This is a genomic window from Paracoccus salsus (assembly GCF_021556615.1).
Taxonomy (GTDB): domain Bacteria; phylum Pseudomonadota; class Alphaproteobacteria; order Rhodobacterales; family Rhodobacteraceae; genus Paracoccus; species Paracoccus salsus.
In genome coordinates, this window is record NZ_JAKGGD010000002.1 from 433,017 (window position 1) to 452,067 (window position 19,051).

General features: G+C 66.7%; 23 protein-coding genes and 1 pseudogene. 14 read left to right on the top strand and 10 right to left on the bottom strand.

From position 1 onward, the window contains the following. Position 1 precedes the first annotated feature (1 nt). Complete coding sequence (locus L1965_RS05395) at positions 2–385, bottom strand: HIT domain-containing protein (RefSeq protein WP_235755378.1); 384 nt, start codon at positions 383–385, stop codon at positions 2–4. A 14-nt stretch (positions 386–399) separates the two neighbouring features. Continuing rightward, the gene (locus L1965_RS05400) at positions 400–1,977 is read right to left on the bottom strand and encodes a DUF5928 domain-containing protein (protein ID WP_235755379.1); all 1,578 of its coding nucleotides are present in this window, start codon (positions 1,975–1,977) and stop codon (positions 400–402) included. A gap of 167 nt (positions 1,978–2,144) precedes the next feature. Between L1965_RS05400 and L1965_RS05405 the strand changes: the two genes are divergently transcribed. Then, positions 2,145–2,963 (top strand): sulfotransferase family protein, encoded by an 819-nt coding sequence (locus L1965_RS05405; RefSeq protein WP_235755380.1) that lies wholly within the window; start codon positions 2,145–2,147, stop codon positions 2,961–2,963. A gap of 65 nt (positions 2,964–3,028) precedes the next feature. Here L1965_RS05405 and dps read toward each other — a convergent pair whose 3' ends face one another. The 5 genes from dps to ndk form a co-directional block, all read right to left on the bottom strand. Further along, positions 3,029–3,502: a DNA starvation/stationary phase protection protein Dps gene (dps, locus tag L1965_RS05410; protein ID WP_235755381.1), complete on the bottom strand. Its 474-nt coding sequence runs from the start codon at positions 3,500–3,502 to the stop codon at positions 3,029–3,031. Positions 3,503–3,656: 154 nt separating this feature from the next. Beyond that, positions 3,657–3,890 carry an acyl carrier protein gene (locus tag L1965_RS05415; protein WP_235755382.1) on the bottom strand — a complete coding sequence of 78 codons (234 nt, stop codon included), beginning with the start codon at positions 3,888–3,890 and terminating at the stop codon, positions 3,657–3,659. Positions 3,891–4,060: 170 nt separating this feature from the next. Then, complete coding sequence (gene fabG, locus L1965_RS05420) at positions 4,061–4,798, bottom strand: 3-oxoacyl-ACP reductase FabG (protein WP_235755383.1); 738 nt, start codon at positions 4,796–4,798, stop codon at positions 4,061–4,063. A 41-nt stretch (positions 4,799–4,839) separates the two neighbouring features. Beyond that, positions 4,840–5,766, bottom strand: a complete 927-nt coding sequence (gene fabD / locus L1965_RS05425; protein ID WP_235755384.1) for an ACP S-malonyltransferase — start codon at positions 5,764–5,766, stop codon at positions 4,840–4,842. A gap of 444 nt (positions 5,767–6,210) precedes the next feature. Continuing rightward, positions 6,211–6,633: a nucleoside-diphosphate kinase gene (gene ndk, locus L1965_RS05430; RefSeq protein WP_235755385.1), complete on the bottom strand. Its 423-nt coding sequence runs from the start codon at positions 6,631–6,633 to the stop codon at positions 6,211–6,213. A gap of 195 nt (positions 6,634–6,828) precedes the next feature. Between ndk and L1965_RS05435 the strand changes: the two genes are divergently transcribed. From L1965_RS05435 to L1965_RS05500, 13 genes and pseudogenes are all read left to right on the top strand, one after another. Further along, positions 6,829–7,944: an AI-2E family transporter gene (locus L1965_RS05435; RefSeq protein WP_235755386.1), complete on the top strand. Its 1,116-nt coding sequence runs from the start codon at positions 6,829–6,831 to the stop codon at positions 7,942–7,944. A 102-nt stretch (positions 7,945–8,046) separates the two neighbouring features. Then, positions 8,047–8,802 (top strand): GNAT family N-acetyltransferase, encoded by a 756-nt coding sequence (locus L1965_RS05440; protein ID WP_235755387.1) that lies wholly within the window; start codon positions 8,047–8,049, stop codon positions 8,800–8,802. 197 nt (positions 8,803–8,999) lie between these two features. Further along, on the top strand, positions 9,000–9,815 hold the full coding sequence (locus L1965_RS05445; RefSeq protein ID WP_235755388.1) for an urease accessory protein UreD: 816 nt from the start codon (positions 9,000–9,002) through the stop codon (positions 9,813–9,815). 1 nt (position 9,816) lies between these two features. After that, positions 9,817–10,128: an urease subunit gamma gene (locus L1965_RS05450; RefSeq protein ID WP_235755389.1), complete on the top strand. Its 312-nt coding sequence runs from the start codon at positions 9,817–9,819 to the stop codon at positions 10,126–10,128. 1 nt (position 10,129) lies between these two features. Then, a complete protein-coding gene (locus L1965_RS05455; protein WP_235755390.1) occupies positions 10,130–10,306 on the top strand; it encodes a hypothetical protein in 177 nt (58 codons plus the stop codon). Beyond that, on the top strand, positions 10,303–10,608 hold the full coding sequence (locus L1965_RS05460) for an urease subunit beta (protein WP_235755391.1): 306 nt from the start codon (positions 10,303–10,305) through the stop codon (positions 10,606–10,608). Before L1965_RS05455 ends, L1965_RS05460 begins: the two co-directional genes overlap by 4 nt. Position 10,609: 1 nt before the next feature. Next, positions 10,610–12,298: an urease subunit alpha gene (gene ureC / locus L1965_RS05465; protein ID WP_235755392.1), complete on the top strand. Its 1,689-nt coding sequence runs from the start codon at positions 10,610–10,612 to the stop codon at positions 12,296–12,298. Positions 12,299–12,311: 13 nt separating this feature from the next. Further along, complete coding sequence (locus tag L1965_RS05470; protein WP_235755393.1) at positions 12,312–12,821, top strand: urease accessory protein UreE; 510 nt, start codon at positions 12,312–12,314, stop codon at positions 12,819–12,821. After that, entirely contained in the window at positions 12,799–13,449 is a 651-nt protein-coding gene (locus L1965_RS05475; protein ID WP_338421470.1) for an urease accessory protein UreF, read from the top strand. Before L1965_RS05470 ends, L1965_RS05475 begins: the two co-directional genes overlap by 23 nt. Next, positions 13,446–14,069, top strand: coding sequence for an urease accessory protein UreG (ureG, locus tag L1965_RS05480; RefSeq protein ID WP_235755395.1), 624 nt, complete (start codon positions 13,446–13,448; stop codon positions 14,067–14,069). The genes L1965_RS05475 and ureG overlap by 4 nt, the downstream gene beginning before the upstream one ends. A gap of 191 nt (positions 14,070–14,260) precedes the next feature. Then, positions 14,261–14,755: pseudogene (locus L1965_RS05485) on the top strand (transporter substrate-binding protein); the annotation flags it as partial. A gap of 129 nt (positions 14,756–14,884) precedes the next feature. Next, positions 14,885–15,115 (top strand): hypothetical protein, encoded by a 231-nt coding sequence (locus tag L1965_RS05490; protein WP_235755622.1) that lies wholly within the window; start codon positions 14,885–14,887, stop codon positions 15,113–15,115. A gap of 450 nt (positions 15,116–15,565) precedes the next feature. Then, complete coding sequence (locus L1965_RS05500) at positions 15,566–15,814, top strand: hypothetical protein (RefSeq protein WP_235755396.1); 249 nt, start codon at positions 15,566–15,568, stop codon at positions 15,812–15,814. Between the two features lie 9 nt (positions 15,815–15,823). Here L1965_RS05500 and L1965_RS05505 read toward each other — a convergent pair whose 3' ends face one another. The 3 genes from L1965_RS05505 to L1965_RS05515 form a co-directional block, all read right to left on the bottom strand. Beyond that, complete coding sequence (locus tag L1965_RS05505; protein ID WP_235755397.1) at positions 15,824–16,663, bottom strand: MurR/RpiR family transcriptional regulator; 840 nt, start codon at positions 16,661–16,663, stop codon at positions 15,824–15,826. Positions 16,664–16,788: 125 nt separating this feature from the next. After that, positions 16,789–17,241, bottom strand: coding sequence for a DNA polymerase III subunit chi (locus L1965_RS05510; RefSeq protein ID WP_235755398.1), 453 nt, complete (start codon positions 17,239–17,241; stop codon positions 16,789–16,791). Between the two features lie 167 nt (positions 17,242–17,408). Beyond that, entirely contained in the window at positions 17,409–19,016 is a 1,608-nt protein-coding gene (locus L1965_RS05515; RefSeq protein WP_235755399.1) for a leucyl aminopeptidase, read from the bottom strand. Between the last annotated feature and the right edge of the window lie 35 nt (positions 19,017–19,051).

Here is a 19,051-nt window from a genome sequence, read left to right on the forward strand (position 1 = left end):
CTCAGTCGCGCAGATTGAGCATCGGCCCCATCGGCCGGCCGCCCATGATATGCAGGTGGAAATGCGGCACCTCCTGCACCCCGTCCGGGCCTGCGTTGGTGATCCCGCGAAATCCGGCATTGCCCCCGTCAAGCCCGACGCCCTCTTTCGCGCAGACCTCGGCGCATAGCCGCATGAAGCCGGCGATCTCGGCATCCGACGCGTTCGCCGCGAAATCGTCGAAGCTGACATAAGCGCCCTTCGGGATCACCAGCACATGCACCGGGGTCTTGGGCGCGATGTCGCGGAACGCCAGCGCATGATCGTTCTCGGCGACCGTGTCGTTGGGGATCTCGCCGCGCAAGATCCTGGCGAAGATGTTCGTGTCGTCATAGTCGAATGCCATGATGGGTATCCTGCTCAGTCTGAGAAAAGATGCGGGCTAGCGGCCAGATCCTGCGCGATTTCCGGGGAAACATCCAGAAACCGGGCGATGGCAGCGGCATTGAGGTCGGGCGCGAGATCGGCAGCGATCGTCTCGAACCGGGCGAAGTCCATGTCACGCAACCTTTCGGCCTCGTGTTCCAGATCGGCACGCACGACCGGTGCCAGCCGAAGATACATCTCTGGCGGAGTGGTCTCGTTGGCAAGTCCGATCCGGCGCATGTGACCGCAAAGATAGTCATGGTCGAACGCGGAGTCGATGAACAGGATACGAGTCTCGGCACGATCGGCGGTAAAGTCGCTGATCAGGCTCAACGCCGACGGATCGAGGCAAAGCACCAGATTCCGGGCCTCGAACTGCTCGAACAGAAGCTTGACCAACGCCCGGCGATGACGCTCGCGCTTGGCGATGGTCGAGGCCACGCCGCCCATGTCGGGCAGCCCGGCATCCAGCTCGTTGAAGACGTAATCGACGGCCGGAATCTTGGTCAGCGCGCGAATCCGCTGAGTCAGGCGCTTGGCGACATGCCATTTCTTGGCCACGATCAGATGCACGACCCGCGACCGTCCCAGATTGCCGTCTGTCTCCCAGAAACGTGGCGCGAATCGCCGCCCGATGCGGCCGCGCGAGGTCAGGAAGGCGAACAACCGCGGACCCTCGGCCGAGATCGGAAAATCCTGCCCCGAAGCCTGCCACAGCGTGCCCAGCCTTTCCCGCAGCTCCTGCGCCTCGTCGCTGATCTTGCGCGCGAACAGGAAATCCTGCCGCAGCAACAGGTCGTAGTGGTCGTTGTAGAAGGTGATCGGCATGCCATAGTCGGAAAACAGCAGGAAGGTCGGGGTGCGCGACCGGATCTGGGATTTCGGCACCAGATGCGCGACAAGCGTCTGGAAAAAGGTTTCGTCCGGAATCCATGTGCTGCGGAAAAACCGGACATAGTGCGGACGCGCGGCGATCAGCGCCAGCATCGCCTCGATCGTCTGCCGCCGCAGGCACCACCATTGCGACCCGATCATGATCTGCAGGTCCTCGGGGATCCGGCGCTGCAGGCGCAGCCGCTTTTGCAGGTCCAGGCTGGTATAGAACAAGGCCTTCTGGGTCCGTTCGTTGAACCAGTGCCGATAGATCAGCCGCTCTTGCCTGATGCCGGTCTTGATCCAGCCGCTGTCGAAGAAATCGAAGCTTTCGATGAAGTCGCAATCCTCGGCATCCAGAAAGGCCCGCGCATGTTCCGCCGACTTGATCGGCATGCAGTCGCCCGACAGCATGTAGAAGTGAGTGGCTTGCTGGAACGCCTTCTCGGCCGCGCGCAAGGCTTCCAGCGTCGCCGCGACCAGCGACCATTCACCCCAGCCGCAATTCAGCCGCCGCGCCGCGAACACCACCCCAGGGTGTCCGGCAAGGGCCTCGCGGACCATCCGGTATTCCGCGACCGGGGCGCCCTTGTCATAGTGGATCGCGACGTAATCGCCCGACGCGGTCAGACGCCGGGCCTGGTCGATCACGCCTTGCGGATCCTTGTGCGTCAGCAGGATGAAGGCGATACGGGCCATTGCAGGCAACTATATCCGTCCAGTTCATGGCGAGGTGAAGGGAGGCCGTTGATAATCCCCTCGTCTTTTGATCTTTGTTCCTAAACATTTTCAGCGCGTGGGCAAGCGGCGTGCGGTCAGAACCGCGACACGACCGCAACCGCGCCGCGAAACGGAGTTGCGGCAGAATGGGTTTTCCCGGCGTCTGGATGACGGAAAGCGAAAGCATGATCTATCGGGTGGTGCCGAAATGCGCCTGCTCGACCATCGGCCAGATCATGTTCCATTCCGATCACGGCAGGTTCTTCGACGGCGATATCCACGATTCCAGATCGGGCCTGCACAAATGGTCGCAGGAAGACAGCCAGCCACTGATCGAACAGGCGGTCCGCGCCCACACGGCCCTGACCTTCACCTGCGTCCGCAACCCCTACGCGCGCCTGCTGTCGTCGTTCTTCGACAAGATCGCGGGTATCCAGCGCAACGGAAGACGCTATCGCGGCAACCTGGTGCCGCAGCTGGTCCAGCGCTATGGCATCGATGTCGGCAGCCCCGAGAACGGGTTCGCATTCGACCAGATCGCCAGCTTTCGCCGGTTCCTTCTGTTCGCGCGCGATACGATCCGCTGGCGCCGCCCGATGGAGCCGGATATCCACTGGTCGGCGATGTCGGGACATGTCTCGACCTTCATCCTGAACGGCGGACGCTATGACCGCATCTTCTTCACCGAGATGTTCAATGAAGGCATGCAACAGGTTCTTGACGCCGCCAGGACGCCCGTCTCCGTCGATCTGGCGCAGGTGCCGCGCTTCAACGAGAGCGAAGGCCACGGCCCCCGGCGCGCGCACAAGGTCAGCGACTATTTCGACGACTTGTCCCGGCACCTGATCTGGGAAATCTACAAGGACGACTTCCTGCTGTTCCGCTATGACTTCGACGATCCCGACAACAAGATGCCAACCGGCGAGATCGACCTGGAAGAAGTCCACGCCAAGCTGGGTCGCTGACCGGCATGCGCGGACGGGCGGACCCGGCCTGCCGGTTGGCACGGCACAGGCGCCGCTGACCGGCTTTATTCCAGGTGGCTTTCCATGAACCACAGGTCCTTGTCTGCCGTCCGCGAGGCGGCGGTCAGGATATCGGCGGTGTCCGCGTCGCCGGCCTGATCCGTGACGTCGATCCCTGCACGCAGTTTCGCGCCGTGGTCGCGCATCCGCTCGCAGACCGCCTTGATGTGATCGGCAGCCTTGGTCAGATCGGTGGGATAGGGTTCGATCGACGTCCTCTTGGTGACCTCTTCGGCCGTCCCGATCGCGACGCCGTCGAGGATCTGGACGCGCTCGGCCATGATGTCGACATGTTCCTGAATATTGGCGTAGACGCTGTCGAACAGCTCATGGACGGCGATGAAGTTGGGGCCCTTCACGTTCCAATGCGCCTGCTTGATCGCCAGACCCAGGGCGATGGCGTCGGCAAGCCGGGCGTTCAGTTCGGATATTGCAGTCTTGCGACCATTGTCGGACAGACCTTGCAGATTCACAGCCATGACATGTTCCTTTCGGCTTTCCCCGAACAACGCGCGCGGCGGTGCGCGGTTCCACGCGCGGATCGGCAAGCACGAAAAAACGGCGCCTCTCGCAAGAGAGTGCGCCGTTTCAAGGCCGTCATTCGGCAAGCCGCCATTCCGGCCAGGCGTCGTGTCAGACGGCGCCCTTGATGAAGGTTACCGCATCACCGACGGTCTGGATCGTCTCGGCGGCGTCATCCGGAATCTCGATCCCGAACTCTTCCTCGAAGGCCATAACCAGCTCGACTGTGTCGAGGCTGTCGGCGCCCAGATCGTCGATGAACGAGGCGGAATCGACCACCTTGTCTTCTTCGACGCCCAGATGCTCCACCACGATCTTCTTCACGCGATCAGCGATATCGCTCATGTCATATCCTCGTTCTCGCGGGCATCCGCCCAAGTTGTGCGCGGGCACGGGCCCGGTTCAGCACAGGGCGGTTCCCCTGCTGCTAAGGGCGGGGATATAGCACCCATGTTCACTCATGCAACCAGTTTTCAAAGGATTCTCGCGCCGCGTTGCAGCGTTGCAGAACCGGCTCAGATCATCGCCATCCCGCCATTGACATGCAACGTCGCGCCGGTGACGTATCCGGCGTCGGGGCTTGCGAGGTAGGCGACGGCCGCCGCGATATCCGCGGGCCTGCCCATCGCACCTGCCGGGATCTGCGCCAGGATCTTGCCCTTCTGCTCGTCACTCAGCTTGTCGGTCATGGCTGTCGCGATGAAACCGGGGGCCACGCAGTTCACGGTGATGCCGCGGCTGGCGACCTCGTAGGCCAGCGATTTCGACATCCCGACCAGCCCGGCCTTCGCGGCGGCGTAATTGCCCTGGCCCGGGTTGCCGGTCGTGCCCACCACCGATGTGATGTTGATGATCCGGCCCCAGCGCGCCTTCATCATCCCGCGCAGCACGGCGCGGCTGAGCCGGAAGACGCTGGTCAGATTGACCTCCAGCACCTGCGCCCACTCGTCGTCCGACATCCGCATGAACAGGTTGTCGCGCGTGATCCCGGCATTGTTGACGAGGATATCGACCGACCCCATCGCCTCGGCGGCCGCCTTCGGCAGCGCCGCGACGGCATCGGCGTCCGACAGGTTCGCGGGCACGACATGGGCGCGCTCGCCCAATTTCTCGGCCAGTTCCGCCAACGGTGCCTCGCGTGTGCCGGACAGTGCCACGGTCGCGCCGGCGCCGTGCAGCGCCTCGGCGATCGCGCCGCCGATCCCTCCCGACGCGCCGGTTACCAGCGCGTTCCTTCCGCCCAGATCGAACATCTCAGCCCCTTTCTTCCTCACAGAATCCACGCGTGCGGGCCTCAGCCCTTCAGCGCCGCGATGTCGCCCGGGACGCCGATATTTCTGACCACCGCGTCCCTCGCGGTCCGCTTGATCATCCCCGACAGCGCCTTGCCGGCGCCGATTTCCCAGAACTCGGTCACGCCCGCCTCGGCCAGGTTGGCGATCGACTCGCGCCAGCGCACCGTCCCGGTGACCTGCTCGACCAGCAACCGCCTGATCGCGCCGGGCTCGATCACCGCCTCGGCGCGGACATTGGCAATCAGCGGCACTGCCGGAGGCTGGATATCCACCCCTGCCAGCGCGTCGGCCATCACCGCCGCCGCAGGCTGCATCAGCACCGAATGGAAGGGGGCCGAGACCGGCAGCATCAGCGTGCGTTTGGCACCGGCCTCCTTCGCCGCCGCCGCCGCGCGCTCGACCGCGCCCCGGTGACCCGAGATCACGACCTGTGCCGGGTCGTTGTCGTTGGCGGCCTGGACCACCTCGCCGCCCGCGGCCTCGCGGGCGATCCGGTCGACGGTCTCGAAATCCAGCCCCAGCACGGCGGCCATCGCGCCCTGACCGACCGGCACCGCCTCCTGCATGGCCTGGCCCCGCAGCCGCAGCAGACGCGCCGTGTCCTCGAGGCTCAGCGACCCCGCCGCGCACAGCGCCGAATATTCCCCCAGGGAATGACCCGCGACATAATTCGCGTCATGGATGCCGAAACCCTCGGCCTCCAGGGCGCGGAACGCCGCCATCGACGCGGCCATCAGCGCGGGCTGGGCGTTCTGGGTCAGGGTCAGGGTCTCGATGTCGCCGTCCCAGATGAGATCGGACAGCTTTTCGCCCAGGGCTTCGTCCACCTGATCGAATACGTCGCGCGCGGCCGGATAGGCCTCGGCCAGTTCACGACCCATCCCGATGGTCTGCGCCCCCTGTCCCGGAAAGACGAATGCCCGCATTGCGGCCCCCTGAAATTATGTTCCCGACAAACGGCATACCTTGCACGGGGCCTTGCCGCAACTGACAGCACCAAGCCTAGCTTTCGGGAAAGCCCAGCCAGGGTTCCATGTCTTCCCGGGTGACGCCCATGGGATGCGCGCGGCTCTGCCCCGGAATGCCGATATGTCCGAAGACCGGCGACAGCTGCCATTCCGCCGCTTCCCCGCCCCCTCCGGCGATCCCGGCTCCTTACAGCGCCGAGGCGAGCCCGGTCCGGTCAGCCCCGCCCATGCCGTGAATCAACAGCGGCCTTGGCGCACCGCGCATGACCTGCAACAGATCCTGAACCTGTGCGCGATCCAGCGAACGCGGCCGCAGCCCCCATTCAAGGATACCAACACCCAGAGCGCATGAAAAAAGGCGTCCCCGGGGGAGGCCTTTCTCAGATCGTGTATCGCGGCAGCTTAGCCGACCAGTTCCAGCCCCGAGAAGAAGAAGGCAATCTCTTCCTTGGCGGTTTCCGGCGCGTCCGACCCGTGGACCGAATTTTCGCCGACCGACAGCGCGAATTCCTTGCGGATGGTGCCCTCGTCGGCGTTCGCCGGGTTGGTGGCGCCCATCACGTCACGGTTCTTGGCAATCGCGTTCTCGCCTTCCAGCACCTGCACCACGACCGGCTCGGACGCCATGAACTCGACCAGTTCGCCATAGAAGGGGCGGTCCTTGTGAACCTCGTAGAACTTGCCGGCCTGTTCGGGCGACAGCTTGATGCGCTTCTGCGCAACGATGCGCAGTCCGGCATCCTCGAACTTGGCGTTGATCTTGCCGGTCAGGTTGCGACGTGTCGCGTCGGGCTTGATGATGGAAAGGGTGCGTTCGGTGGCCATGGGTCTACCTTGTCTGTCTGCGGCGGGCATCGGCCCACCTGTCATGAAATCCGCGCCCGGTTAGCAGGCTTGCGATGCCCCGGCAAGGACCAGCACCCGGGTCCCCGCGGGCGACAAGCCGTCCCGGTCCCCTTCTGGCTGCGGCGAAACGTGATAGATGTTGGTTCAGGCAAGCGCCTGATGGAAGGAGTCCGTATGACCGAGCCCCATCCCGACCCGAAGGACAGGGACCGCCGACGTCGCTTCTCGCGCATGGCGGACATCCCGTTTGCGACCATCATCGCAGTCTTCGCCATCGGCCTCTTGCTGCTGGCGATCCGGACCTTGTCCACGGTATTTCTGATGGCCTTTGCCGCCATGCTTCTGGCGATCGCGCTGCGCGGCGGCGCACGGGTGCTGAACCGTAGCCTGCGCCTGCCGTTCAAGTCGGGTGTGCTTCTGACCGCCATGCTGGCGGTGGGATCGATCTACGCGGCCTTCGGCGCCGTCGGTCCCGAGATTTCGAAACAGTTCGACGAACTGCTGTCCAGCCTGCCCGGCGCGTGGCAGCAGGTCAGCGACTGGCTGGAGAGCAGCAATATCGGGCAGTTTCTGGAACGCCAGATCGAGGCGGACCCGGATGGCGGTGACGGGGCGGCGGCGGCAGGCAGCATCCCCTCGATCTTCGGCTATGTGACCGGCACGATCACGACGGTTTTCGGCGGGCTTGCCAATCTGGTGCTGATGGTGACGATGGCGATCTTCCTGGGCATGGACGCGCCAACCTACAGGGGCGGTTTCCTTCGGCTCGTTCCGTTCGGTTATCGCGAACGCGCCGGCGGGATCTTCGACGAATGCGCAAGCGCATTGGCGCGGTGGATGGGCGGACAGGCGCTGGACATGCTGGCCGTTGCGTTGCTGACCGGGCTGGGACTTTGGCTGCTGGGGATCCCCCTGGCGCTGGTGCTGGGCCTGATCGCGGGCCTGACCAACATCATCCCGGTGATCGGCCCGTTCCTGTCGGGCATTCCGGCGGTGATGTTCGCGCTGACCCAGGGCATGGACACGGCCATCTATGTGGCATTGCTGTTTCTGGTCATCCAGCAGCTCGAGGGCAATATCCTGATGCCGATGATCCAGAACTACGCGGCCCATCTGCCTCCGGTGCTGACGGTCATGGCCATCGTCGCCTTCGGCAGCATGTTGGGGCTGTTCGGCGTGATCCTGGCCACGCCCCTGCTGCTGGTCTCGATCATCCTCGTTCAGCGGATCTACGTCGAGGACGTGCTGGGTGACACCATGCCCGCGCGCGACGACATCGAGGACCCCTGATCGCCAGGCGCGTGTCTTGTCAGATCAGGGTCATTGTGCTTTCGCGGAACTGACACAAGATCAGGATATGGCTTGCGCCGAGACATCAGGGGCACTTACCACATGCCACCATTCCGCCGAGGTCGATACCAGGCTCGACTGGCCGAAACCCCCCAGGACGTGCACGCAGCGCAGCGGCTGCGGTGGCTGTGCTTCATCGCTCGCAACGAAGGACGCGATGACGGCGTGCAGATCGACAGCGATGCGCTGGACGCCGACTGCCGGCACATGCTGGTCGAGGAGGTTGCGACCGGCACGCTTGTCTGCTGTTTCCGCTTCCTGCAACTGGCGGGCGGGTCCGAGATCGGCCGCAGCTATTCCGCGCAATTCTACAATCTCAAGGCGCTGGAATCCTTTGACGGCCCGATGGTCGAGATGGGTCGTTTCTGCATCCACCCCGAGCAGCGCGATCCCGACATCATCCGCATCTCGTGGGCCGCGATGACCCGATTTGTCGAGGCGGCGGGGATCGAGATGCTGTTCGGCTGCTCCAGCTTCGTGGGCACCGAACCCGATGAGCACGCCGAGGCTTTCGCGATCCTCAGGGAACGCCACCTGGCGCCACGACGCTGGTGGCCGCGCGTCAAGGCGCCCAGGGTGTTCAGCTTTGCGCAGGCCTTGCGGCTGCGCAAGCCCGATCCCAAGCGCGCCATGGCCGCGATGCCGCCGCTGCTGCGCAGCTATCTCGCCATGGGCGGCTGGGTCAGCGACCACGCCGTGGTCGATCCTGTGCTGCAAACGATGCATGTCTTCACCGGAGTCGAAATCCGCGCCATCCCGCCATCCCGCCGCCGCCTGCTGAGCGCCTCGGCGGTCTGAGACCGGGTCCGACGCGGGCGACAGCGCCGACGGCTGATCTCGGGCTGGGTATCACCCCCTCGAACCGTCCAGATCCTGCCCGATATTCCCGCAATCGGCCCGCGTCGCGGGCAAAGCGCCGGGCGTTTACTTCGGCACGGCCTTCGCCGCTTGCGGGGTTCATTGACCTGGGATCGGGCGGCGCGCCCAGTGCCGTCATGTTCGATGCCTCCGCCCAGCCGATCACCATGCAGCGCAGCTCCGGCCGCGCATATGTCAGTCTGGGCCCGCGGGGGATCATCGACCTGGCGCAGTCCGGATCTGCCAGGGTGATGCTTCCCCGTGTGACGGCGGGACTGCCCGAGATCGTTTTCCTGAACACGTCAGGCGGGCTGGCCTCGGGCGACAGTCTGGAATTTGCGGTCGAGTTGCGCCCCGGCACCCGCGCGCTGGCCACGACGCAGACGGCCGAGCGCGCCTACCGCGCCGAGCAGGCACCGGCCCGCGCCGCCGTGCGGCTGAAGGTCGCCGAGGGGGCGTGGCTGCACTGGCTGCCGCAGGAAACGATCCTGTTCGACGGCGCCAGGCTGTGCCGCCGGACCGAAATCGATCTGGCCGAGGGCGCCGGCTGCATGCTGCTGGAAATGATCGTGCTGGGTCGGCTGGCGATGGGCGAACAGCTTGCGCGTCTGACATTGGGCGACAGGCGGGTGGTCCGACGCGCCGGGCGGCTGGTCCATCATGACGCGCTGATGCTGGACGATGACGCGCTGAACCGGCTGGACGGTGCGTCGATGCTGGGCGGCGCGCGCGCGATGGCAACGCTGGCGGTCATCGCGCCCCAGGCGCCCGATCTGTTGGCCAGGGCCCGCGACGTGCTGGACGAACCCGGCGTCACCTCGGCAGCCAGCGCCCCTCCCGGGCGACTGGTGGTGCGCTTGCTGGGCGGCGATGGCTGGCCGCTGCGCCGGCAGTTGAACCGCCTCCTGTGCTCGCTGCGCGCCGATCCCCTTCCCCGTATCTGGCAGGTCTGAGATGAAGCTTTCCCCTCGCGAACGCGAAAAGCTGCTGATCTCGGTCGCCGCGATGGTCGCGCGCGGCCGGTTGGGCCGCGGCGTCAGGCTGAACCATCCCGAGGCAATCGCGCTGATCACGGATTTCGTCGTCGAGGGGGCACGCGACGGCCGCAGCGTGGCCGACCTGATGCAGGCGGGCGCCCATGTCATCACCGCCGGTCAGTGCATGCCGGGGGTGCCCGAGATGATCGACTCCGTCCAGGTCGAGGCGACCTTTCCCGACGGCACCAAGCTGGTCACCGTTCACCACCCCATCCGCGAGGAGGCCTGACATGAACAAGCTTACCATTCTCGTGGCCGCGCTGCCCGCCACGGCGCTGGCGCATGCCGGCGATCACGGTCAGGCAGGCGCGTTCCATGTGCTGACCGCACCCGATCACCGGGCCGTTGCCGCCCTGGTCGCGGCGCTGATGGTCTGCGTCTGGATCTGGCAACGGGGCAGGTCATGATTCCCGGCGAAGTTTTCCCGGCCGACGGCCGGATCACCCTCAACCAGGGCCGCGAGCCGGTCACGATCCTGGTCGCCAATACCGGCGACCGCCCGATCCAGGTCGGCAGCCATTATCACTTCGCCGAGACGAACCCGGCGCTGGACTTCGATCGCCGGGCCGCGCGTGGCATGCGCCTGTCGATCCCCGCGGGGACCGCCGTGCGCTTCGAGCCCGGCCAGTCGCGCGAGGTGCGGCTGATCCCCTATGCCGGCAACCGCGTGGTGCAGGGCTTTCGCAAAGACATCATGGGGGCGCTGTAACATGGCCCTGCCGCTGTCTCGCGCCGACTACGCGGCGCTCTACGGCCCGACCACCGGCGATCGCATCCGTCTTGCCGATACCGAATTGCTGATCGAGGTCGAACGCGACCTGACCATCCCCGGCGAGGAGGTCAAGTTCGGGGGCGGCAAGGTGGTCCGTGACGGCATGGGTCAGTCCCAGGTCACCCGCGCGGGCGGCGCGATGGACACGGTCATCACCGGCGTCGTGGTCTTCGACCATCAGGGCATCACCAAGGCCGATGTCGGCCTGAAGGACGGGGTGATCGCGGGCATCGGCAAGGCCGGCAACCCCGACACCCAGCCCGGCGTGACCCTGATCATCGGCCCCGGAACCGAGATCATCGCCGGCGAGGGCCGCATCCTGACCCCGGGCGGATTCGATTGCCACATCCACCTCATCTGCCCCCAGCAGGTCGATCACGCGCTGCATTCGGGCGTCACCACGCTGCTGGGCGGCGGCACCGGCCCCGCCCATGGCACGCTGGCCACGACCTGCACGCCGGGACCGTGGCACATTGCCCGCATGCTGGAAGCCTGCGCCGACCTGCCCGTCAACATCGGCGTCGCCGGCAAGGGCAATGCCAGTCAGCGCGCTCCGCTGGAGGATCAGGTCCGGGCCGGGGCCTGCGCGCTGAAGCTGCACGAGGACTGGGGCACCACGCCCGCCGCCATCGACACCTGCCTTGCCGTCGCCGACACGATGGACGTGCAGGTGATGATTCACACGGACACGCTGAACGAATCGGGCTTTGTCGAGGATACGATGGCCGCCATCGCGGGCCGCACGATCCACGCCTATCACACCGAGGGCGCGGGCGGCGGCCATGCCCCCGACATCATCCGCATGGTCGGGATGGCGAATGTGCTGCCCTCGTCAACCAACCCGACGCGCCCCTACACCGCCAACACGGTCGAGGAACATCTCGACATGCTGATGGTCTGCCACCATCTGGACCGCCGCGTGCCCGAGGATGTGGCCTTCGCCGAATCCCGCATCCGCCGCGAGACCATCGCCGCCGAGGATATCCTGCACGATCTGGGCGCGTTCTCGGTCATGGCTTCGGACAGTCAGGCCATGGGCCGGGTCGGCGAAGTCATCATCCGCACCTGGCAGACGGCCTCCAAGATGCGCCAGCAGCGCGGCCGACTGCCCGAGGAACAGGGCGATAACGACAACCTGCGCGCCCGCCGCTATATCGCCAAATACACGATCAACCCGGCCATCGCCCATGGTGTCAGCGCCCATATCGGCAGCATCACGCCGGGCAAGCGCGCCGATCTGTGCCTGTGGTCTCCCGCCTTCTTTGCCGCCAAGCCCGAGATGGTGCTGGTCGGCGGCCAGATCAGCGTGGCTCAGATGGGCGATCCCAATGGCTCGATCCCCGTGCAGCCGGTCTTTTCGCGCCCCATGTGGGGGCATAACCGCCGCGCCTCGGCGCTGTTCCTGTCAAGGGCCGGGATGGAGGACGGCGCGGCAAGTCATCTGTCCAAGGCCCTGATCGCCGTCGAACACACCCGCGACATCGGCAAGTCCGACATGGTCCTGAACAACGCCATGCCCCGGATCGAGGTCGATCCCGAGACCTACGAGGTCCGCGCCGATGGACAGTTGTTAACCTGCGAGCCGGCGACGGAACTGCCGCTGGCGCAGCGCTATTTCCTATTTTGAGGCAGGACCTGACATGACTGCAACCGCTCATACCATCACCCGGAACGCGCCCGCGCCCTTTGACGGCGAGGTGGCGCTGGATTACGAAGGCCGCCTGCTGCGCCGCAAGCGGCTGACCTGCGCGCGCGGCGATTTCCTCGTGGATCTGCCCGAGGTCACCAGCCTCGAGGATGGCGACGTCTTCGCGCTGTCCGACGGCCGCCAGATCGTCGTGCGCGCCGCCCCTGAACCGGTGCTGGTCGTTCGCGGCCACCTGGCGCGACTGGCCTGGCATATCGGCAACCGACACACTCCCTGCCGGATCGAGGCCGACCGGCTGATTATTCGCCAGGATCATGTGCTGGAGGCGATGCTGAAGAAGCTGGGCGCCCAGATCGCCCATGCCGAGATGCCCTTCCGCCCCGAGGGCGGCGCCTATGGTCACGGTCGCACCTTCGGCCATGACCACGGCCCCGACCACACGCACCACCACACGCACCACCACCATCGCCACCATGGTCATGACCACAGCGAACACGCCTGAGATCGCAAGGCTGCAGCTGGCGCAGTATCTGTCGCCCGCCTTTCCGGTGGGGGGCTTTGCCTGGTCCCAAGGGTTGGAATGGGCGATGGATCAGGGCGCGGTGACGCGCAGCAGCCTGCCCGCCTGGCTGTCAGACTGGCTGGATCACGGGCAAGGCTGGGGCGATGCCGTGCTGCTGTCGCTGGCGCTTCGTGCGCGTGCGGACCACGCGGCGCTGGACGATCTGGCCCGCGCCGCCTGCATGAGCAGCCAGCGCCTGACCGAAACCCTGGAACAGGGCGCGGCCTTTGCCGCCAACATGGCTGCGCTGACAGGCAGGCCCCATAAGCCCGTCGCGCTGCCCATAGCGCTTGGCCGCGCCTGCGCCGCCCTGCCCTTGCCCGCCCCCGAGGTGATCGCGGCATTCCTTCAGGCGCAGGCCGCGAACCTGATCAGCGCCGCCGTCCGCTTTCTGCCGCTTGGTCCGGTCGAAGGACAAGGCATGCTGGCCCGAATGCAGCCGCGCATCCTGAGCCGGGCGAACCGCGCCGCAATCGCCTGCGAGGCGGATCTGGCCAGCGCCGCCTGGGGCGCGGATATCGCTGCCATGCACCACGAAACCATGACCTCAAGGATCTTTCGCTCATGAGCCTCAACGGACCTTTGCGCGTCGGCATCGGCGGCCCCGTCGGGGCCGGAAAGACCACGCTGACCGAACAGCTTGCCCGCGTGCTGGCGCCCCGGCTGTCGATGGCCGTCATCACCAACGATATCTACACGCGCGAGGACGCCGAGGCGTTGATGCGCGCGCAGGTCCTGCCCGCCGAACGCATCCGGGGCGTGGAAACCGGCGGGTGCCCGCACACCGCCATTCGCGAGGATGCCAGCATCAACCTGGCCGCCATCGCAGACCTGACCGCCGCGTTTCCCGATCTGGACCTGGTGCTGATCGAATCGGGCGGTGACAACCTGGCCGCCACGTTCAGCCCCGAACTGGCCGATCTGACCATCTATGTCATCGACACCGCCGCCGGGCAGGACATCCCTCGCAAGCGTGGTCCGGGTCTTGCGCGGTCCGACCTGCTGGTCGTCAACAAGACCGACCTCGCGCCGCATGTGGGTGTGGATGTGGCCTTGCTTGAAGCCGACGCGCGACACGCGCGCGCGTCCCGTCCCGTGGTCATGGCCGCGCTGCGGCGTGGCGCTGGCGTGCAGGATGTCGTCGCGTTCCTGATCCACCAGGGCGGGCTGCAACTGACCCCGGCGTGATCGTGATGTTGTCCCGGGCATGTGCGGCACAGCCTGCCTGTGATCGAACCAGCGCCAGGCGGGGCCTCTCGAAATCCGCCCGAAGCCTGTCCAAATGCCTCGGTCCGTCATGTGCTGCATCTGCGAAGGTCCAGACCTTCCACAAGATCACAACAGGGACACCGGCCATTGCGGCGGGCGAAAGGGTGATGATGACCGGTGCGGCCGCGCTGGCGAATGGCGCCTCGGCACAGGAGGACGCGCCGATCAAGACCGGTGTGCTGCACTCGCTGTCGGGCAGGATGGCGATTTCCGAGACGACGCGTGAATTGCTGGCCATCAGCGACGTGAACGCGATCTTCGACTGCTGGACAAGCGTCAGCCGCAAATCGGTGCTGCCGGTCATCGAGGAGCTGAACGGATTGCAGCTCTATCCCGTGCCGTACTTGGGCGAGGAATCGTCGAAGAACGTCATCCATACCGGCGCCGCGCCCAACCAGCAGCCCATCCCGGCGGTGGACTACATGATGGAGGGTCTGGGCGTCGAATTCTGGGCGCTTCAGGGCACGGGCTATGTCTGTCCGCGCACCACGAACAACATCCGCGACGCCGATGTGGGCTTCTGAAAGGAGCTGGCGGCGGCGGGGGTGTCGGCCGATGATATCCCGCTCATGGCCTTCTCGGTCGGCGAAGAGGAACTGGCCGGGCAAGGCATGCGGCATGTTCAACACCGAAACGAAGGCCTGCGGCAGGTCCGGTCGAACTGCCGATCCGCGTCAGACCGTGGGGCGGGATGCACCGCCCCTCGTTTCCCGAACGCTCGGAACGTTTTCGACGTGACCCATCCGGCCCGCCCGCTGATCGGGCCTGCGCCGGCGCTGTTCCTGCTGTTGCCCGGTCCGCCAGCGACCGCCAACGAGGCGTTGCAAGCCCTGCTGAACGACAATCCCGAACAGATCGGCAAACCCTCGCGGCGCATGGTCGGGCCGCTGATCGCCCAGATCGCGGCGATCGGGGACGCTGGACGCTGTCGCCGGTCTTGGCGCCGCCCCTGGCCTTCGCGGTGACCTTCGGCGCCGGCGTTATCCTTTCCCGGCTGGTGATCCGAAACCTGGCGCTTCGGCCGCTGGAACCACTGCTGGCGACCTTCGGCGTGTCGATCGCGCGGCAACAGCTGGCCAGGAACATCTTCGGCACGCAGGCAAGCTGCGTGATGGGCAGTAACGGCGTGGGCAAGACCGCGCTGATGACCCTGTGGCGAGTCGGCCCCCGCGTTCCGGCCGAGAGGTCGGCCTTGAGGGCAGGCCGCTGGGCCGCATCAACGCTCGGCCGATGGCGCGGCTCGGCGTCGGTTGCGTGCCGCAGGGGCGCGCGATCGTTCCCACGCGGACCGTGCGCGAGAACATGGAGACCGGCTTTGCCCGCCTGCGCCGCGACGAACGCCGCATTCCCGACGCGATCTTCGACCGTTGCCCGGTGCTGGCCGAGATGGCGCAGCGACGCGGCGGCGCGGGCTGTTGCTGGACGAACCGGCCGAGGGAATCCAGCCCGGCATCATCACCCAGATCGGCCGGGTCATCGCCGCGCGGCGCGACCGTGGCGACATGGCGATCGTGCTGGTCGAACAGCTCTTCGGCTTTGCGTGGCATTTGGGCGACGAATTCCCGGTGCTGGAACGCGGACATGCGGTGCTGCAGGGACAGAAGTCGGACCTGCGACGCGAGGATCCGCATGCAAGCCTGGCGGGCCACGCCGAGGCGGTCTGAGCCGCGCGATCATCCCGATGCGGTCGCCTCCTTCCTCAGATCCGCCCGCAGCGCCCCGGTGGCGGCAGCAAGCGCCATCGCCAGCGTCGCGGTCGCGGTCATCGGGCGTGACCCCGCCGCCTCGACCTCGACCAGCGTCAGGGACAGCGCGCTGCTTCCCAGTCGCGCGGCGACGCCGGGATCGGTGATGGCGACAATCTGAGCCCCATTGCCGCGCGCGGCGGCGCAGACATCCAGCGTTTCCTGCATGGCGGGCGAGAGCGCGATCGCCAGCACCGCATCGCCCCGGCGCACCGAACCGGCGCCGATGACCTGGCCGAACGCCCCGTGCAACAGGGCCGGGACATCGACCCGTTCGAGGATATAGGCCGAATGAGCGGCGACGGCAAAGCAGCGCCCAGGCCCGACGACATGAATCAGCCCCGCCCGCGCCAACACCCCCGCCGCGCGGTCGAACCGCGTCGGATCGACGGTCTCGAGCATCCTCTCCAGCGACAGCCGACCGGCCTCGACACATTCGGCCAGAAGGGTGACGGGTCGGGCGGTTCCGTGGCGTCTGAGCTGTTCAAGGCGCTGCGCAATATCGGGCCGGGGCAGCTCGAGCGGGCTACGGTACAGGTCGCGCATCTGGGCATAACCTGAAAATCCCATCGCCTGCGCGAACCGCACCACCGCCGATGCGGGCACCCCGGCGCCGCGCGCGAATTCGGCGATCGTCGCCTGGGCCATGCGTGCCTGCTGGGCGGCGGCGTATTCGGCACATTGACGCAACCGTCTGGGCAAGCTGGCATGCATCGCCCGGATCCGGGCGATCAGTTCATCCGTGTTGTCCGGTGCTCCACCTTTCATGAATCGCACCACTCTGCCGGCACCCATGCGAAGTGTGACGCCGGACAGCCGAATGATCCACGAGATTCGACACAACCTATTGGTGAAAACGGATTCTCGAGCGCAGAGCGTGCCGCCCCCCAGGCCTAGCGCTTGCGCTGCCAGCGGCCGCCCTCTTCGGACCAGTATTCGGCGGCGACCCCGGCGGCGGTCAGCAGGCGCCATTGGTCGCGGGCGCGCGCGACCGCGTCGCCGCTGCCGCCGTCAAAGACGATGCAGGCGCGCTCAAGGCGCGCGACCTCGGCGGCCGCGACCTCGGCGCCGTCCAGCGCCATCAGGCAGACGGGGTCATTGCTGGCGAGATCCTGTCCGGCGACGGTCAGCAGGACGGGCTGGCGGGCGTCGTGCGGGCCGCCGGCCAGCCCGTGGGGCAGGAAGCCGTCGCCGAGCCAAAGCTGCCGGTCCAGCCAATCCATGCGTTCGGGGTCGGCGCCGCGCAGCTCGACCCGCCAGCCTGCCTGAAGGGACTTGCCGATCAGGATCGGCAGCAGCGCCTCGGCGGGCTGGCGGGTGAGGTGATAGAACAGCGCGTTGCCCATCGCAGCCCCTTAGCGCCGCGCAACGGCTGCGTGCGTTGCGTGTGGCAACACAGCCAAAGCGCAGGTCAGAAGCGCCAGCAAATGCTGTGGTTTCGGCCGCACCGCCCGTGCACAGCCCGTGCACAGCGCGTGCACAGCCTGTACACCGCGTGCGCGCGTTGCGCGGCTCATTCGTCCTCGAACCTGTCGCGCACCAGCCGGTCCAGCGTCATCACGCCCCAGCCGGTCGCCCCCTTGGGCGCCAGTTCGGTCGCCGAGGGCGGCAGCGCCACGCCGGCGATGTCGATATGCGCCCAGGGCTGATCCTTGCGGATGAAGCGTTGCAGGAACTGCGCCGCGGTGATCGCGCCTGCTGCGCGTCCGCCGGTGTTCTTCATGTCGGCGAGGCGCGACTTGATCAGCTTGTCATAGCCCGGCCCCAGCGGCAGCCGCCACGCGCCCTCTCCCTCGGCGCCCGCGGCCGACAGGATCCCGTCGGCGAGCGCGTCGTCATTGGCAAAGACGCCGGCATTGTCGTGGCCAAGCCCGATGATGACCGCGCCGGTCAGCGTCGCAAGGTCGATCACCGCGCGCGGATCAAAGCGGGTCTGCGCGTACCACAGAACATCGGCCAGCACGAGGCGGCCCTCGGCGTCGGTGTTGATGACCTCGATCGTGTCCCCCTTCATCGAGCGCACGATATCGCCGGGGCGTTGCGCCTTTCCGTCGGGCATGTTCTCGACCAGACCGACCAGACCGACGACATTGGCCTTGGCGCGGCGCAGCGCCAGCGTGCGCATCACGCCCGCCACGACCCCGGCGCCGCCCATGTCCATGGTCATTTCCTCCATGCCGGCGGCGGGCTTGATCGAGATGCCGCCCGAATCGAACACCACCCCCTTGCCGACCAGCGCCAGCGGCGGCGCATCCTTGGCGCCGCCGTTCCAGCGCATCACCACGACCTTCGAGGGCGAGGCGCTGCCCTGTCCCACCGCCAGCAGCGCGCGCATGCCCAGCTGGCGCAGTTCGTCCTCGTCCAGCACCTCGACGGTCAGGCCGATTTCCTCCATCGCCTGCAGCCGGTCGGCGAAATCGGTGGTGGTCAGGATATTGGCGGGCTCGTTGACCAGATCGCGGGTGAAGAACACGCCCTCGGCCACCGCGGCCGCCGCCTGCGCGGTCTTGGCCAGCGACTCGGGGTCCCTGGCCATGAAGGTGACGCGGGCCTTTTCGGAAACCGGGCCGGCGGCGTCGGCAACGTCATCGGCGGCCTCGCCGGGCGTCTGCGCATCGGTCAGGCGCGCGTCGCCCGCCGAGCCCTGCCGCGAGATGCTTTGCGGCGGCGTGGCCGATGCGTCCTCGCGATCGGCGCCGTCGGTTTCGGAACTGGTGTGATAGGCCGAGAAGTCATAGGCCCGCAGCGCGATGCCCAGCGCCACCTCGTTGGCGCGCTTGTGCTGTCCGGCCAGAACCAGCGTATGCAGCTTGCCCAGCCTGGCGCCGATGGCGGCGCCGGCCTTGCGGGCCTGCGCAATCGTGGCATCGGCGGGCAGCGCGACAAGTTGCAGCGCCTCGGCCAGCATGCCGGCCGGAAAGGCCAGCTCGATCGTATCGCCCGGCTTCAGCGACGATCCGGCTTTCGACCCCAGCGCCCGCTGGACCACGTCGCGGGTCGCGCGCGGCAGTCCGGCGGGCAGCCGCCCGCCCGGTGCCACGATCAGCGCCACGCGCCCCTTGTGCCCGGCCAGCTTGTCGGTCGCGGTTTCGGTGAAGGTGATTTCGACAGGCTGTGTCATGGGATCTCCTCACATCTGATTGCCCGAAACCCTAG

Excerpts from the sequence above, each read along its gene's own strand:
- L1965_RS05515 (WP_235755399.1), bottom strand. The coding sequence starts at position 19,016 with ATGACACAGCCTGTCGAAATCACCTTCACCGAAACCGCGACCGACAAG.
- ndk (WP_235755385.1), bottom strand. The coding sequence starts at position 6,633 with ATGGCCACCGAACGCACCCTTTCCATCATCAAGCCCGACGCGACACGT.
- dps (WP_235755381.1), bottom strand. The coding sequence starts at position 3,502 with ATGGCTGTGAATCTGCAAGGTCTGTCCGACAATGGTCGCAAGACTGCA.
- L1965_RS05405 (WP_235755380.1), top strand. The coding sequence starts at position 2,145 with ATGGGTTTTCCCGGCGTCTGGATGACGGAAAGCGAAAGCATGATCTAT.
- L1965_RS05435 (WP_235755386.1), top strand. The coding sequence starts at position 6,829 with ATGACCGAGCCCCATCCCGACCCGAAGGACAGGGACCGCCGACGTCGC.
- ureC (WP_235755392.1), top strand. The coding sequence starts at position 10,610 with ATGGCCCTGCCGCTGTCTCGCGCCGACTACGCGGCGCTCTACGGCCCG.
- L1965_RS05460 (WP_235755391.1), top strand. The coding sequence starts at position 10,303 with ATGATTCCCGGCGAAGTTTTCCCGGCCGACGGCCGGATCACCCTCAAC.
- L1965_RS05455 (WP_235755390.1), top strand. The coding sequence starts at position 10,130 with ATGAACAAGCTTACCATTCTCGTGGCCGCGCTGCCCGCCACGGCGCTG.
- fabD (WP_235755384.1), bottom strand. The coding sequence starts at position 5,766 with ATGCGGGCATTCGTCTTTCCGGGACAGGGGGCGCAGACCATCGGGATG.
- L1965_RS05445 (WP_235755388.1), top strand. The coding sequence starts at position 9,000 with ATGTTCGATGCCTCCGCCCAGCCGATCACCATGCAGCGCAGCTCCGGC.
- L1965_RS05505 (WP_235755397.1), bottom strand. The coding sequence starts at position 16,663 with ATGAAAGGTGGAGCACCGGACAACACGGATGAACTGATCGCCCGGATC.
- L1965_RS05400 (WP_235755379.1), bottom strand. The coding sequence starts at position 1,977 with ATGGCCCGTATCGCCTTCATCCTGCTGACGCACAAGGATCCGCAAGGC.
- L1965_RS05475 (WP_338421470.1), top strand. The coding sequence starts at position 12,799 with ATGACCACAGCGAACACGCCTGAGATCGCAAGGCTGCAGCTGGCGCAG.
- L1965_RS05450 (WP_235755389.1), top strand. The coding sequence starts at position 9,817 with ATGAAGCTTTCCCCTCGCGAACGCGAAAAGCTGCTGATCTCGGTCGCC.
- L1965_RS05470 (WP_235755393.1), top strand. The coding sequence starts at position 12,312 with ATGACTGCAACCGCTCATACCATCACCCGGAACGCGCCCGCGCCCTTT.
- ureG (WP_235755395.1), top strand. The coding sequence starts at position 13,446 with ATGAGCCTCAACGGACCTTTGCGCGTCGGCATCGGCGGCCCCGTCGGG.
- L1965_RS05395 (WP_235755378.1), bottom strand. The coding sequence starts at position 385 with ATGGCATTCGACTATGACGACACGAACATCTTCGCCAGGATCTTGCGC.
- fabG (WP_235755383.1), bottom strand. The coding sequence starts at position 4,798 with ATGTTCGATCTGGGCGGAAGGAACGCGCTGGTAACCGGCGCGTCGGGA.
- L1965_RS05415 (WP_235755382.1), bottom strand. The coding sequence starts at position 3,890 with ATGAGCGATATCGCTGATCGCGTGAAGAAGATCGTGGTGGAGCATCTG.
- L1965_RS05440 (WP_235755387.1), top strand. The coding sequence starts at position 8,047 with ATGCCACCATTCCGCCGAGGTCGATACCAGGCTCGACTGGCCGAAACC.
- L1965_RS05510 (WP_235755398.1), bottom strand. The coding sequence starts at position 17,241 with ATGGGCAACGCGCTGTTCTATCACCTCACCCGCCAGCCCGCCGAGGCG.